A 15,401-nucleotide genomic window follows, 5' to 3' on the forward strand; every position below is an offset into this window, starting at 1 on the left:
AAAAGGTGAATAAGATTATTAGTTTTATAATAATTTTATATCTTTGCACCCCAATTCAGGTATCTGAGTTTTAGATACGAGTTGGTCAAATTGATGTTGAAATGAGCAAAACAAAAGAATTTTTAATTCCTTTCATAGGATTAAAGCTGGGAAAACACCATTTTGAGTATCAAATAAGTAACACGTTCTTTGAGAACTTTGATTACGACGAATTTCAAAGTTCGGATATCAAAGTGAATTTAGTTTTAGATAAGAAAAGCAACATGTTAGAGTTGGAATTCAAACACAAAGGAACTGTAAATGTACCTTGTGATCTAACAGGCGAAGATTTTGATCTTCCTATAAAAGGGAAAATGAAATTAATTGTTCGCTTTGGAGATGAATTCAATAACGATAACGAAGAGTTGTTGATTTTACCACACGGAGAGCACGAAATAGATGTACAGCAATACATTTATGAAATGATTGCGCTTTCGGTACCGCTAAAACGAGTTCATCCAGGAGTAAAAGACGGCAGTTTGCAAACTGAAGCCTTGAAAAAACTAAATGAACTGACTGTAAAAGAAGTCAAAGAAGAAAAACAAGAGAGTAAAAAAGAAGAAGATATTGACCCGCGCTGGGACAAATTAAAGCAACTATTAACGGATAAATAATATAGTAAAATGGCACATCCTAAGAGAAAAATCTCGAAAACAAGAAGAGATAAGAGAAGAACACATTATAAAGCTACTGTAGCTCAAATCGCTACATGTCCTATTACTGGAGAAGCACATTTATACCACAGAGCTTACTGGCATGAAGGTAAAATGTATTACAGAGGGCAAGTTGTTATCGATAAATCTGTAGCGGTTGCTTAATACGTTTTTGTAAATGATACTGGAACTCTCACATAGTGAGAGTTTTTTTTGTTGGTTACAATTTTCTTTTTTTAAGAAATTATCTACAAATTAATTTCGTTTTTTTTTGTAATTTTCAAGTCTTTTAAAAATTTTTCAAATGCACTGTGTTTGAAAGGAAATAATAAAATATAATGAATACAATCACAGCCGCAATTACCGCTGTTGGAGCCTATGTTCCTGACTTTGTACTTTCAAACAAAGTATTAGAAACAATGGTCGATACTAATGATGAGTGGATCACTACTCGTACCGGAATTAAAGAAAGAAGAATTCTTAAAGATGCTGATAAAGGAACATCGTTTCTTGCTATTAAAGCAGCACAGGATTTAATAAAAAAAGCTAATATAGATCCGTTAGAGATTGATATGGTTATAATGGCAACAGCTACTGCAGATATGCCGGTAGCCTCTACAGGAGTTTATGTTGCAACAGAAATTGGAGCTACCAATGCATTTGCATACGATTTGCAGGCAGCATGTTCAAGTTTCTTATACGGAATGTCTACTGCCGCAGCTTATGTGCAGTCAGGACGTTACAAAAAAGTATTATTAATTGGTGCTGATAAAATGTCATCAATTGTAGATTATACAGACAGATCAACTTGTATTATTTTTGGAGATGGAGCAGGAGCAGTTTTGTTCGAACCAAATTATGAAGGCTTAGGCTTGCAAGATGAATACTTACGAAGCGATGGCGTAGGACGCGATTTTCTTAAAATTCCTGCCGGAGGTTCTCTAATACCAACTACTGAGGAGACCGTAAAAAATAGACAACATAATATTATTCAAGACGGAAAAACCGTTTTTAAATATGCTGTAACTAATATGGCTGATGCCAGCGAATTAATCGTTCAGAGAAATAATTTGACTAACGAAGATGTAAATTGGTTAGTACCGCATCAGGCAAATAAACGTATTATTGATGCAACTGCAAGCAGAATGAATCTTGACGATTCTAAAGTATTAATGAATATTGAAAAATATGGTAATACAACTTCTGCAACTTTGCCATTAGTAATAAGTGACTTTGAACACCTATTCAAAAAAGGAGATAATATTATTTTTGCTGCTTTTGGTGGTGGATTCACTTGGGGATCTATCTATTTAAAATGGGCTTACGATACAAAATAAATTAAAACTAAAAACGAATCATTATGGATTTAAAAGAAATTCAAAACCTAATCAAATTTGTAGCAAATTCGGGAGTTGCAGAAGTAAAGTTAGAAATGGATGATGTAAAAATCACCATCAGAACTACTTTAGAAGGAAATGTGACTGAAACTACATATGTACAACAATTGCCAGCTCAGGCACAATTGCCACAAGCAGTTGCTCCACAAACTGCTCCAGCTGTCGTAAACGTAACTAGCGAGGTATCTGCTCCAGCTGAAGATTCTAAATTTATTACTATAAAATCTCCAATTATCGGAACTTTTTATAGAAAACCATCTCCAGACAAACCAGTTTTTACTGAAGTAGGAAGTACTATTGCAAAAGGTGATGTTCTTTGTGTGATTGAAGCAATGAAATTATTTAACGAAATCGAATCAGAAGTTTCAGGTAAAATTGTAAAAATTCTTGTTGACGATATGTCTCCTGTAGAATTTGACCAACCTTTATTTTTAGTTGATCCATCTTAATTTTAGATCGTTAGATTTTTAGATTTCAGACTTTTTCGGAAGTGCTTAAAATCTAATTATCCAATTATCTAATTATCTAATTATCTAATTTTAAAAAGATGTTTAAAAAAATATTAATTGCGAATAGAGGAGAAATTGCACTTCGTGTAATTCGTACATGTAAGGAAATGGGAATCAAAACTGTAGCAGTTTACTCTACAGCAGATGCAGAAAGTCTACATGTAAAGTTTGCTGATGAAGCGGTTTGTATTGGTCCCCCTCCAAGTAACTTATCGTATTTGAAAATGTCAAATATTATTGCCGCTGCAGAAATTACGAATGCAGACGCAATACATCCAGGATATGGATTTCTTTCAGAGAATGCTAAATTCTCTAAAATTTGTCAAGAGCACGGAATCAAATTTATTGGTGCCGCTCCTGAAATGATTGATAGAATGGGAGATAAAGCTTCTGCAAAAGCGACAATGAAAGCAGCAGGAGTTCCATGTGTACCAGGTTCAGAAGGATTATTAGAATCTTTTGAACAAACACAAAAATTAGCTAAAGAATTTGGTTACCCAGTTATGCTTAAAGCAACTGCTGGTGGTGGCGGAAAAGGAATGCGTGCCGTTTGGAAAGAAGATGAACTGTTGAAAGCTTGGGAAAGTGCACGTCAGGAAGCTGCTGCTGCATTTGGAAATGACGGTATGTACATGGAGAAACTTATCGAAGAGCCACGTCATATCGAAATTCAGGTTGTTGGAGATTCTTACGGAAAAGCATGTCACCTTTCTGAAAGAGATTGTTCTGTTCAGCGTCGTCACCAAAAATTAACTGAAGAAACGCCTTCACCTTTCATGACAGACGAATTGCGTACTGCAATGGGAGAAGCTGCTGTAAAAGCTGCTGAATTCATTAAATACGAAGGAGCTGGAACAGTAGAATTTCTTGTAGACAAACACAGAAATTTCTATTTCATGGAAATGAATACACGTATCCAAGTAGAGCACCCAATTACTGAGCAAGTTATTGATTATGATTTGATTCGTGAGCAAATTATGGTTGCAGCTGGAATTCCGATTTCAGGGAAAAACTATTTGCCACAATTACATGCTATCGAATGCCGTATTAATGCTGAAGATCCTTATAATGATTTTCGTCCTTCACCAGGAAAAATTACTACACTTCATATGCCAGGAGGACATGGAGTTCGTTTAGATACACACGTTTATTCTGGTTACAGTATTCCTCCAAATTACGATTCAATGATTGCTAAGTTAATTACAACAGCGCAGTCTCGTGAAGAAGCTATCAGCAAAATGAGAAGAGCGTTAGATGAATTTGTTATTGAAGGTGTGAAAACTACAATACCATTCCATAGACAATTAATGGATGATCCAAGATATATTGCAGGAGATTATACAACTGCTTTTATGGATACTTTTAAAATGAATCCAATAGAATAATTTAAAGGCTGTCAATTCTGACAGCCTTTTTTGTTTTACATATATACGAACCCGAAAGATTTATAAAATCTTTCGGGTTTTTGTCATTTGTATCCTTAGTAAACACAACTTGTGTATACTTTTTACACACTTTTTATAAAATTACACACTTCTTAGTATTGATAAATTTTGGCACAAATCTCTTAAACTACCGTAAAATAAGGCTTTTTGGGATGGAGACTAAGAAATGTTGGTTACGGCATGATAATTTCATTATCTAAAGCGTAAACAATTATCAAACTATTTAAAATATATACATTATGAAAAATCTATTCTTATCAGCCGCTATAGTATTGGGAGGTTTAACATCATTCGCTTCTACTTCTCCAGTAACAAATTCTATTGTAAAAACGATTTCAATTCAAGATGAATATACAGAAATTAAACTAGAAGAAATTCCGGCTCCAATTACTGAAGCTTTAAAAAAAGCTTTTCCAGATGCAGTACTTTCAAAAGCATATAAAAATGCAAAATCAGAATATAAATTAGACGTAACTGTAGGAGAAAAAGTAGGTTCTCTTTACGCTAATGCAGATGGAACTTGGATTAAAAAATAATCTATCCTATTAAAAACTCAATTAACTCATTAAATATACACACTATGAAAAATTTATTTTTATCAGCCGCAATCGTTTTGGGAAGTTTAACTTCATTTGCTTCGACTTCACCAATAACTAATACAATCGTAAAAACAATTTCTATTCAAGAAGAATATACAGAAATTAAAGTAGTAGAACTGCCAACTGCAGTAACTGACGCTCTTAAAAAAGCATATCCAGATGCAGTATTGACAAAAGCATACAAAAATGCAAAATCAGAATATAAATTAGAAGTAGCTGTAGGAGACAAAGTAGGTGCTCTTTATGCTAACGCAGATGGAACTTGGATTAAAAAATAATCCTAATCCATAATTAAATTATCAATTAACTCATTAAAATATACACACTATGAAAAATTTATTTTTATCAGCCGCAATCGTTTTGGGAGGTTTTACATCATTTGCTTCAACTTCACCAGTAACTAATACAATCGTAAAAACAATTTCTATTCAAGAAGAATATACAGAAATTAAAGTAGAAGAAGTTCCAACTGCAGTTACTGAAGCGCTGAAAAAAGCGTATCCAGATGCAGTTTTAAATAAAGCATACAAAAATGCTGCTTCTCAATATAAATTAGAAATTACAGTAGGAGACAAAGTTGGTTCTCTTTATGCTAACGCAGATGGATCTTGGATCAAAAAATAACCAACTAACTAAAAAACTATAATTATGAAAAAGTTAATCTTATCGGCAGCAATCCTATTAGGAGGGTTGTCAACACAAGCTGCAACTACTGAAAAAAATTCAAATATACAATCAGTAAAGTTTCAAGACGAATATAAAGAAGTTGATGCTGTTCCGGCAGCTATAAAAACAGCTTTGGATAACGCTTATCCAGGTGTAAAACTTGAAAAAGCTTATGTAAACGACAAAAAAGAATATAAAATTGAAATTTTGGTAAGAGATGTAAAATCTATTGTGTACACCGATATTCAAGGAAATATTATTAAAAAATAAATTAATTATTAAAATCACCTCATTATGAAAAAGTTAATCCTTTCGGCAGCTATTGTTTTAGGTAGTTTGTCAATGCATGCAGCAAATGCTGTTGTAACAAATTCAATTGTTAAATCAATAAATGTTCAAGATGAATTTACTGAAGTTAGTGCAGATGCTGTTCCAGCTGCAGTAAAGTCAACTATTGAAAAGTCTTTTCCGAACACTAAGCTAGAAAAAGCGTATAAAAACGAAAAGAACGAGTACAAACTAGAAATTTCTAGTGGTGACAAAAAGTATACTGTTTTTACAGATGCTTCTGGAAACATCATTAAAAAATAATTTTTAAAAAGGACATTATGAAAAAGTTAATCTTATCAACAGCAATTATTTTAGGAAGTTTATCACTGCATGCAACTACAACGACGACAAATGATGCCGATGTAAAGATTGCTGTAAATTTTCAAAATGAGTATAAAGAAGTTGGTACTGATGCAGTTCCTGCAGCAGTAAAAACAGCTCTAGAAACCGCTTATCCTGGTGCAAAACTAGATAAAGCGTATGTAAACGAAAAAAAAGAGTATAAACTCGAAATATCAGTTGGTGACCAAAAGGCTACTGTTTACTCAGATGTCAATGGCAATTGGTTGAAAATATAATTAGGTGAATTAGATTTATGTTTTTGGTGAAAAAGAGATTGCTACGAGCAATCTCTTTTTTTTTGCATAATTTTGTGAAAATACAACTTTAATAGTATTATTTTAGCAAAAAAGTCCCAAAAAACAGATGTCAAAGATATTACTGATAGAAGATGATATTGCGTTTTGCAAATTATTAGAAAAATTTCTAATGAAAAAAGCATACGACGTAACCATTGCTTTCTCGGCTGAAGAAGCACGATTAGCAATGAAAAAAGAATCTTTTGATTTGATTCTGACCGATCTGCGTTTGCCAGATTCGGACGGTATTGGACTTATGTCTGAATTTAAAATCTCAAATCCTGACATTCCTGTTGTACTTATGACAGGTTACTCAGATGTAAATACTGCTGTGAAAGCAATAAAAAATGGCGCTGCAGATTATATCTCAAAGCCATTTAATCCGGATGAGGTTTTATTAGTTATAACAAATGCACTGCAGACTACAAAAACAGAAATAGAGGAAACTCCAGCTGTTGCCAAGAAATCAGTTAAAAAACAAACTTCATCTGAAAACGAATTTGTAAAAGGAATTTCTGTCGCTTCTAGAAAATTGCTGGATCACATTCAATTGGTAAGCCCAACGGATATGTCGGTATTGATTATTGGAGAAAGCGGTACTGGAAAAGAAATCATTGCAAAAAGTATTCATCAGCAAAGTAATCGCAAAAACAATAATTTCATTGCAGTAGATTGTGGCGCAATACCGAAAGAGTTGGCAGCAAGCGAATTTTTTGGTCATTTAAAAGGATCTTTTACTGGGGCAATCAGCGATAAAATGGGTTATTTTGAGGCTGCAAATGGCGGAACTATTTTCTTAGATGAAATTGGAAATCTTTCCTACGAAAATCAAATTCAGTTATTAAGAGCGCTTCAGGAACGAAAAATCAAACCTGTTGGAAGCAATAAAGAAATTAACGTTGATATCCGCATTATTACCGCCACAAATGAAGATTTGCGAGAAGCAGTAAAAAACGGCGATTTTAGAGAAGATTTATACCATAGAATCAATGAATTCTCTATTCTTTCTCCTTCATTAAAAGATAGAGAAGAGGACTTAATGGTCTTTGCCGATTATTTCTTGGAAAAAGCCAATCAGCAATTGAATAAGGAAATTATTGGATTCTCTCCAGAGGTCGTAGCTATTTTTCAGAAATACAATTGGCCAGGAAATTTACGTGAATTGCAAAACTGTGTAAAACGGGCGACTCTTTTGTCGCGCGGAGAATTTATTGAAAGTGATGTTTTGCCAGCAGAATTTTTTCAGATTCAAAAACAAAATACGATAGAAACGGCTAGTTCATTTTCTTTGTCTGAAAATGAAAAAGAAACAATTATTCATGCTTTATCTAAAACGCAGAATAATAAATCGGAAGCGGCAAAACTTCTTAAAATTACAAGAAAAACACTTTATAATAAATTGAAGCAATACAATATTGATTAAAATTGAATGCTAATTTTCCTTAATCAAATTCGTGAAAATTCATGTCTACTTTCTTTTTCTTTTAAACAATTTCCTTTTGAAGAGCCTTAAAAAGCGACTCTGTTTTTGATTTTAAAACCTTATAAATATCTTTTAAATCAGAAATTTCAAAATCATTTTTTTCTAGTGCTTTCAAAAGTCCGCCAATTTCTCGGGCTTCAATTTGCTTGAACATCGGTGCAATTCTATGTGCAATTGAATTTATTTCTGGTACATTTTCTTCGGCGATTGCATTTTCTAAAAATGTTAAATTTTCATTGCTGCTTTCTATAAAAGATTTTAAAACTTCGTTAAGCGCAACAGTATCGTTTCCTAAAAACTCTTTTAAAGTTTCTAAAGAATACAATTTAGAAAATGTTTTTTCTTCAACATCATTAATCTCCACTTTTGGCAAAGTATCATTTTCTAAAATTAGTCTAATAGTCTCTAATAATATTTTGGGAGAATAAGGTTTTTTAATTACCGTTGTAAATCCGGCATCAGCATAAACAGACGAATCTAGATCAGATCTTCCGGTCAGCGCAATCACAGGCTGATTTTTGTAAACATCAGTAGTTTTTAGTTTTTGAAGGAATCCAAAACCATCCATTTCTGGCATTTGAATATCTGTAATCACAAAATCAAAATTTGTCTGCTGAATCGCTTCTAATGCTTTAATAGCACTATTAAAAGATAAGACCTGATGTTTTTCTTGTCTCAAAACACCACTTGTCAAATTCAAAAGATTAATATCATCATCAATAACTATAAAAGTTTGTGCTTCTATATTTTGAGAAACCTGCTTTTTAACTTCTGGAACTGAATTTGTACTTGTGTCAAAAAGCAACGGAAGCTGAATTTCAAAAACACTTCCTTTTCCGAAGGCACTTTCTAATTCTAAACTGCCTCCTAAAGCCGAAATAATTTTTTTGCAAATAGATAGGCCTAAACCTGTTCCTCCATATTTTTTCTCGATATTTTCATTGGCTTGAGCAAATTCTTCAAAAACTAATTTCTGATTTTCTTTTTCGATTCCAATTCCGGTATCCTCAATAGTAATAGTAAGAAAGTTTTTGTTTTCAGCAAGATATGCGCTGATTCTGATAAAACCTTCTTCTGTAAATTTATAGGCATTTCCGATAAGATTGCTCAAAATTTGTTTCAATCGAAAAGGATCGCCCACAATTTTAACGTTCAGTTTTTCATCAACATTAATAATAAGATCGATGTTTTTTTGCTTGTAAACAGTCTGAATACTTTTGGCAACTTCATCGATGATTTCTGGCAAAACAAAAGGCACTTTTTCTATAGAAATTTTTCCGGCTTCAATCTTGGAAAAATCTAATAAATCCTGAACCAGCTGTGTAATATATTCAGAAGAATTTTTAATATTTTTAATAAAATAGGACTGTTTCGTATTTACATCAGAATTGCCCAAAAGTTCAGAATAACCTACAATCGTGCTCAAAGGCGTTTTTAAATCGTGGCTTACTGTCGAAATCAACTGTTCACGGCTTTTTAGTAAATTCTTGGTTTTGAAGTTCGCAATTTCAAGCTGTTTCTTGTAAACTTGAGATTTTGAGTAATCGCTCACAATTAAAATCGAAAAAAACAATGTCAGAACTAGACCAATAATCGCCGAAGCTGTTACGATTTCGTTTACTTTTTTAAGTGATTTTTCTTTTAAGGAATTGTTTTTTATCGAGTTAATAATAATTTCTCTTTCTATAATTCGAAGCACTTTTCGAAGCTGATCAGAGATTGCAATTTCGTTTTTAAGCAATTTATTTTCTTCAAAATTCAGCGATTCTTTTTTCTTTTCTGCTTTCAATTTTACATTGCTCAACAGCTTTTTAGAATTGGCCAAAATAGAATCTGATGCTTTTTTGCTAAGTGTGTTTGTGCTGTCGTCAGGAATATTTTGGTTTAAATAATCGACATATTTTTGAAGTACATTACGCTGATAATTTCCTAATTGATTTGGGTTTTTGTTGAAATCCTGAAGTTCTAATTTTCGGAGTTTAAACTCCATTTTAGTAATTTCATCAATAGCTGTATTTACCGAAACTTCATCTTCGGCTTTGTTTTTAATCGTCTTTAATTGTTTTATGTTTTTTGTCTTTTCAGACAGTAAATAAGTTACGCTGTCCAGTAAAGTTTTTTGATATTGGGTCGTAACAATTTGCTTTAAAGTATCAATTCGTAAGCGGAGAGAATCGGTTTCGATAAGATAGCTTTTAAAGTCATTCTCAGAGTTGGTCTGAATCGTTTTTCGGGCTAAGCTTTCCGTTTTATAAACATTCGAAAATAATTTGCTAACTCTTAAAATCTTGGTTTTTTCAAACGCAATTTTATCTTCCAATTTATTGTAAACCTGATTTTCAGAATATAAAAACCATCCAACGGTAATCACCAGAGCCAGTAATGCAACATAGCTGAAAAGCACTTTTATCGCTGTATAACTTTTTTTGCTCTCCATAGGTATTTTGCGGGATTGGGCCCCGACGCCTCGGGATTAAATTTGAAATTACTGCAATTTATTTAAAAAAAACTGTTTTAAAAAGATAAATAAATGCTAAAGTGTTATATAATTTCAATGTCTCAAAAACAAAATAGCCGAAGATTATAGAAATCTCCGGCTATTAATATTTTAAAAATCGTATCTTAAAGTGTTTCGCTCAGCCATTTAAAAAATTCTCCTTGCCAAACCTGAGCATTTTGCGGTTTTAAAACCCAGTGGTTTTCATCTGGAAAATAAACAAATCTGCTTTTAATGCCTCTTAACTGTGCAGCTTGAAAAGCTTCTTGCCCTTGCCCGATTGGTACACGGAAATCTTTTCCTCCTTGAAAAATCAAGATTGGCGTATTCCAGTTCTGAACCAAAGTCGCAGGATTGAAAGTCGTGTATGCTTTTTGAGCTACAGCGTTGTCTTTTTCCCAGTACGCTCCGCCGAAATCCCAGTTGTTAAAGAAAACTTCTTCTGTGGTCCCCAACATGCTTACGGTATTGAAAACACCATCGTGCGCGATAAAAGTTTTGAAACGTTTGTTGTGAATTCCAGCTAAATAAAATACTGAGTATCCTCCGTAGCTTGCGCCAACACAGCCTAAACGAGATTTGTCGACATAGCTTTCTTTAGCAACATCATCAATTGCAGAAAGGTAATCGTCCATAACTTGTCCGCCCCAGTCTTTACTGATTTTTTCATTCCATTCAACACCGTGTCCTGGCATTCCGCGACGGTTTGGCGCCACAACTACATAGCCTTTTGCAGCCATTAATGAGAAATTCCAACGGAAAGAATACGATTGTGTCAAAGGAGATTGTGGTCCTCCTTGACAGAATAATAAGGTTGGATATTTTTTAGAAGCATCAAAATTTGGAGGCAAAATTACCCAAACCAACATTTTTTTTCCGTCAGTTGTAGTAACATAACGTTTTTCCGTTTTGCTTAAAGTTAATTTTTTATACGTTTCTGTATTTATGTTTGAGATTTGTTTCCAAGTGTTTTTCTTCAAATTAAAAGAAAAAATCTCGCCAGCATGATTCATGTCAGATCTTGTTACGATAATTTCATCGCCTGCAAATCCAACTAAATCATTTACATCAAAATCTCCATTTGTCAATTGACGAACTTGAATAGCAATTTTTGTTAATCCCGGAAAGTTTACTGTAAAAAGTTGTTTTGTACCATCAACTGGCGCTACAAAAAATACATTTTTGCCATCTTTACTCCAGATAAAATTATCTACAGTTCCGTCCCAATTTGCAGTTAAGTTGGTTTTGATTCCTTTAAATTCAACAATAATATCGTTTTTATCAGACTCATATCCGTCGCGTTTCATTTGCAGCCAAGTCAAATTTCCTGTTGGAGAAAATTGCGGTGCCGTGTCGTAACCTAAATTATCTTCGGTTCTGTTGATTGTTTTTTGATTTTCTAAATTGTACTCATAAATATTTGTGTTCGTAGAAATTGCATATTGTGTTCCCGCTTTTTTCTTGCATACATATAAAATGCTTTTTGATTCTGGCGACCAAATATAATCTTCGTCTCCGCCAAAAGGTTTTTGAGGAGAATCAAAAGCTTCTCCTTTTAAAATATCGATTCCTGTGGCACCTTCTTTATTTTCTTTATAAAAAACATGGTTAAATTTCCCTTCATTCCAAGTATCCCAATGACGGTAATCAAGTCCGTCATAAATTTGAGCGTCTGATTTGTCTAATTTCGGATAAAAATCTTTTCCTAAAACCTTGTCAATTTTTACTTCTTCATTGTACACTAAAAATTTTCCGTCTGGCGAAACATTTTTGTCAGCCAAAACAGCTTTTGTGTCTTTAATTTCAGTTGCAGTGCCGCCACCAACAGGGAGCATGTAAAATTTTGAAGACGATTTGTTTTCTTCTACAGAAGGAGTTGAAACCTTAAAAACAACATTTTTTTCATCTTTAGAAAGTCCAAGTGCCGTCACTCTTCCTAGTTTCCATAACAATTCTGGCGACATTACATTTTGTCCGATAGCGTTTAAACTCATCATTATTAAGGTTGTTAATACTACTTTTTTCATAATAAAAATTCTATTTTTTGTGGCGCTAAAAATACAACAATTAAATTCCAATTTTTAAATCCCAAATTCCAATTACTGTTAAAGTTTGTAATTTCAAATTCCAATATAAAAAATCCAAAACTTTTACAGGAATGTTCCGTCACTAATTCACTGATTTTCAAAATTAATTCATGAATTCTTGGCGAATAGAATCCGTTTAAAACAAAGTTTTAGAATTTGGATTTTAAAAATTGAAATTTATTTTTTAGGATAAAAAAATCATTATTTTTATAAAAAATTGGCAAATGGAATTAAGTTACTGGGAACTAAAAAACTGGTTCACGAATGTTGATTATACGATTGTTGGAAGCGGTATTGTAGGTTTGCACGCGGCATTGCGCTTACGCGAAAGATTTCCTACTGCTAAAATTTTAGTTTTAGAACGAGGCATGTTGCCACAGGGTGCAAGTACAAAAAATGCAGGTTTTGCCTGTTTCGGAAGCCTGTCTGAAATTTTGGAAGACTTAAAAACACATTCAGAAGAAGATGTGGTAAATCTTATTGAGAAACGCTGGAAAGGTTTGCAATTGCTTCGAAAAAGATTGGGCGACACAGTAATAGATTTTAAGCCTCACGGCGGATATGAATTATTTTTGAAAGACGATAATCTTGGATTTTCTGAATGTATTTCGAGATTGCCTTTTATTAATGAAATTCTAAAACCGCTTTTTAAAGCCGATGTTTTTTCGAAAGAAGTTGATCGTTTTGGATTTGAGAACATTAAAGAATATTTAATTTTTAATCCTTTTGAAGCGCAGATCGATACCGGAAATATGATGCAGGAATTGTTGCGGCAAGCGATTTCTGAAAATATTTTAATTCTGAATCAGCAAACGGTAACAGGTTATGCCGATTTAGGAAATCAAGTAGAAATCGCGCTGGCCGATTTTACTTTTAAATCCAAAAAAATACTTTTTGCAACAAATGGTTTTGCTAACACCTTGACAAAAGGTGCCGTTCAGTCTGCAAGAGCACAGGTTTTGATTACAGAACCTATCAAAAATTTAGATATTAGAGGCACTTTTCATTTAGACCGCGGTTATTATTATTTCAGAAATATAGGCGACAGAATACTTCTTGGCGGTGGACGAAATCTAGATTTTGAAGCTGAAAATACAACCGAATTTGGGCAAACGAAAATTGTACAAAATAAATTGGAGGAGTTGCTGAAAAATGTAATTTTACCAAATCAGGAATTCCAGATCGCGCATCGTTGGAGCGGTATTATGGGAATAGGAAACAGTAAAAAACCTGTTGTTTCTCAACTGTCTGAAAACGTGTTTTGTGGAGTGCGTTTAGGCGGCATGGGCGTAGCAATTGGAAGTTTAATAGGAACAGAATTAGCAGATTTAATATAATGGCAGCAACCAAAAAACCAGCACCAAAAAAAACAACAGCAACCAAACCAAAACCAACTGCTAAAAAAGGCAATCGCTCTTTTGGCGAAAAAGTAAAATGGTTTTTCATCAAATTAATGTTATGGTTTTTCGGACTCTCGATTGGATCGGTCATACTTTTTAAATATGTACCAGTTCCTTTTACACCGTTGATGCTGATTCGTGCGATCGAAAATAAATTGGGCGGAAAGGAAGTTTATTTTGATCACGACTGGGAGCCAATTGAAAAAATTTCGATGAATTTGCAGAAAGCCGTTATCGCGAGTGAAGACGGAACTTTTTTATATCACAATGGTTTCGATTTCAAAGCGCTCCAAAAAGCATATAAAAGCAACGAGCGCGGACGCCGCATTCGAGGTGGAAGTACGATTTCGCAGCAAACGGCAAAAAATGTCTTTTTATGGCAAGGCAAAAGTTATTTCCGTAAAGGTTTAGAAGCTTATTTTACTGTTTTAATAGAAATTATCTGGGGCAAAGAACGCATCATGGAAGTGTATTTGAATAGTATCGAAATGGGGGATGGGGTTTATGGTGCCTATGCCGCGACAGAACATTGGTACCGTCGTGATGCCTCGAGCTTAACGCCAATGCAGGCCGCCGGAATTGCAGCGATTTTGCCAAACCCACGAAAGTTTAAAGCAACAGGATCTTCAAGTTATATTAACAGACGTAAACAGCGAATTGTTCGCGAAATGCGTGCCGTTGGAAAAATCAATTATAATGGGAAGTAAAAATTGCTTTATTGCGCTCTTTCTATTAACATCAATATTGGGTTTTGGACAGGCAAAAACAACAGAAATAGGTTTTATTACAGACAACGATTTGTATACTTCGTCTAAAAATGACATGTATTATACAAATGGTTTAGAGCTTTTTTACCGATTTTTATCGAAAAACGAAAATGAAAAAATCAATAAAAAGATTACTGAATTTCGTTTAGGGCAATACATTTACAATCCGAGATATATTAATGAAACTTCTGTAGATATAAACGATCGCCCTTTTGTAGGTTATCTTTTTGCCGAAGCGGGAAGAAATTATTTCTACCAAAATGAATCGGTTTTAAAGACTGATTTTCAGTTGGGTTTTCTTGGGCCGAATGCACTTGGAAAAGAAACACAGGAAAGTTTTCATCATATTATTGGCTATAAAAAAGTATACGGCTGGGAAAATCAGATTCATAACGCGTTTGGCGTTCAGGCGCATGTTATGTATTCGAAGAAATTATTCCCAAGCAAACACAATGATTTTATAGATCTCCATTTTCAGTCAGAGGCAAATTTGGGAACTATTTTTACGGGAGTTTCGACAGGATTTTTAACTCGAATTGGCTTCAAGAAACTGCTTCCTGTTTACGATTCTAATTTGCACGACGCTTCTGTAAGTGCGACACCACAATACAATATTCGCGAATTTTACTTTTATGCGATGCCAAGCGTCAATTACCAATTTTATGACGCTACGATTGAAGGCAGTATGTTTAATGATACAAGTCCGGTAACTTTCGATTTAGAACCGCTTCGTTTCAACGCCGAGTTTGGTTTAAAATACCGCCACAACAATTTCAATATGTCGTATTCTTTCATTTATAGAGGAAGAGAATTAAATGATCCTGGGATTAATACTAATTCAGGATATTTTTATGGGAGTATTCGATTGGGAATTTTGCTGAAGTAGGGGTT

At 33.7% G+C, this 15,401-nt stretch carries 17 protein-coding genes; 15 read left to right on the top strand and 2 right to left on the bottom strand.

Going from position 1 to position 15,401, the window contains the following annotated elements:
- The first annotated feature begins 101 nt into the window (after positions 1-101).
- From IRZ83_RS16295 to IRZ83_RS16350, 12 genes are all read left to right on the top strand, one after another.
- Positions 102-653, top strand: coding sequence for a YceD family protein (locus IRZ83_RS16295; protein ID WP_029270778.1), 552 nt, complete (start codon positions 102-104; stop codon positions 651-653).
- A 9-nt stretch (positions 654-662) separates the two neighbouring features.
- On the top strand, positions 663-857 hold the full coding sequence (gene rpmF, locus IRZ83_RS16300; RefSeq protein ID WP_007137315.1) for a 50S ribosomal protein L32: 195 nt from the start codon (positions 663-665) through the stop codon (positions 855-857).
- A gap of 173 nt (positions 858-1,030) precedes the next feature.
- Positions 1,031-2,029 (top strand): beta-ketoacyl-ACP synthase III, encoded by a 999-nt coding sequence (locus tag IRZ83_RS16305; protein ID WP_029270774.1) that lies wholly within the window; start codon positions 1,031-1,033, stop codon positions 2,027-2,029.
- A 23-nt stretch (positions 2,030-2,052) separates the two neighbouring features.
- A complete protein-coding gene (gene accB, locus IRZ83_RS16310) occupies positions 2,053-2,538 on the top strand; it encodes an acetyl-CoA carboxylase biotin carboxyl carrier protein (protein ID WP_029270773.1) in 486 nt (161 codons plus the stop codon).
- A 98-nt stretch (positions 2,539-2,636) separates the two neighbouring features.
- Positions 2,637-3,983, top strand: a complete 1,347-nt coding sequence (gene accC / locus IRZ83_RS16315; RefSeq protein WP_029270771.1) for an acetyl-CoA carboxylase biotin carboxylase subunit — start codon at positions 2,637-2,639, stop codon at positions 3,981-3,983.
- Between the two features lie 299 nt (positions 3,984-4,282).
- Positions 4,283-4,579 carry a hypothetical protein gene (locus tag IRZ83_RS16320; RefSeq protein WP_029270769.1) on the top strand — a complete coding sequence of 99 codons (297 nt, stop codon included), beginning with the start codon at positions 4,283-4,285 and terminating at the stop codon, positions 4,577-4,579.
- Between the two features lie 44 nt (positions 4,580-4,623).
- Positions 4,624-4,920 (top strand): hypothetical protein, encoded by a 297-nt coding sequence (locus tag IRZ83_RS16325; RefSeq protein ID WP_029270767.1) that lies wholly within the window; start codon positions 4,624-4,626, stop codon positions 4,918-4,920.
- Between the two features lie 49 nt (positions 4,921-4,969).
- Entirely contained in the window at positions 4,970-5,266 is a 297-nt protein-coding gene (locus tag IRZ83_RS16330; protein ID WP_194570321.1) for a hypothetical protein, read from the top strand.
- Between the two features lie 24 nt (positions 5,267-5,290).
- The gene (locus IRZ83_RS16335) at positions 5,291-5,578 is read left to right on the top strand and encodes a hypothetical protein (protein WP_029270763.1); all 288 of its coding nucleotides are present in this window, start codon (positions 5,291-5,293) and stop codon (positions 5,576-5,578) included.
- 24 nt (positions 5,579-5,602) lie between these two features.
- Entirely contained in the window at positions 5,603-5,899 is a 297-nt protein-coding gene (locus IRZ83_RS16340; protein WP_029270761.1) for a PepSY-like domain-containing protein, read from the top strand.
- Positions 5,900-5,916: 17 nt separating this feature from the next.
- Positions 5,917-6,216: a hypothetical protein gene (locus IRZ83_RS16345; protein WP_029270759.1), complete on the top strand. Its 300-nt coding sequence runs from the start codon at positions 5,917-5,919 to the stop codon at positions 6,214-6,216.
- Positions 6,217-6,343: 127 nt separating this feature from the next.
- Positions 6,344-7,699, top strand: coding sequence for a sigma-54-dependent transcriptional regulator (locus IRZ83_RS16350; RefSeq protein WP_194570323.1), 1,356 nt, complete (start codon positions 6,344-6,346; stop codon positions 7,697-7,699).
- Between the two features lie 61 nt (positions 7,700-7,760).
- Here IRZ83_RS16350 and IRZ83_RS16355 read toward each other — a convergent pair whose 3' ends face one another.
- Positions 7,761-10,196 (bottom strand): hybrid sensor histidine kinase/response regulator, encoded by a 2,436-nt coding sequence (locus IRZ83_RS16355; RefSeq protein WP_194570326.1) that lies wholly within the window; start codon positions 10,194-10,196, stop codon positions 7,761-7,763.
- A 185-nt stretch (positions 10,197-10,381) separates the two neighbouring features.
- The gene (locus IRZ83_RS16360; RefSeq protein WP_194570328.1) at positions 10,382-12,283 is read right to left on the bottom strand and encodes a S9 family peptidase; all 1,902 of its coding nucleotides are present in this window, start codon (positions 12,281-12,283) and stop codon (positions 10,382-10,384) included.
- A 284-nt stretch (positions 12,284-12,567) separates the two neighbouring features.
- Here IRZ83_RS16360 and IRZ83_RS16365 point away from each other — a divergent pair, with 284 nt between their 5' ends.
- Genes IRZ83_RS16365 through IRZ83_RS16375 form a run of 3 tightly spaced genes read left to right on the top strand, consistent with a single transcriptional unit; the run spans position 12,568 to position 15,396 of the window.
- Entirely contained in the window at positions 12,568-13,680 is a 1,113-nt protein-coding gene (locus tag IRZ83_RS16365; protein WP_194570331.1) for an NAD(P)/FAD-dependent oxidoreductase, read from the top strand.
- A complete protein-coding gene (gene mtgA / locus IRZ83_RS16370) occupies positions 13,680-14,450 on the top strand; it encodes a monofunctional biosynthetic peptidoglycan transglycosylase (protein WP_029270749.1) in 771 nt (256 codons plus the stop codon). The genes IRZ83_RS16365 and mtgA overlap by 1 nt, the downstream gene beginning before the upstream one ends.
- Complete coding sequence (locus tag IRZ83_RS16375; RefSeq protein ID WP_194570333.1) at positions 14,440-15,396, top strand: lipid A deacylase LpxR family protein; 957 nt, start codon at positions 14,440-14,442, stop codon at positions 15,394-15,396. The genes mtgA and IRZ83_RS16375 overlap by 11 nt, the downstream gene beginning before the upstream one ends.
- The last annotated feature ends 5 nt before the right edge of the window (positions 15,397-15,401 follow it).

It is taken from the genome of Flavobacterium sp. JLP, assembly GCF_015350755.1.
Taxonomy (GTDB): domain Bacteria; phylum Bacteroidota; class Bacteroidia; order Flavobacteriales; family Flavobacteriaceae; genus Flavobacterium.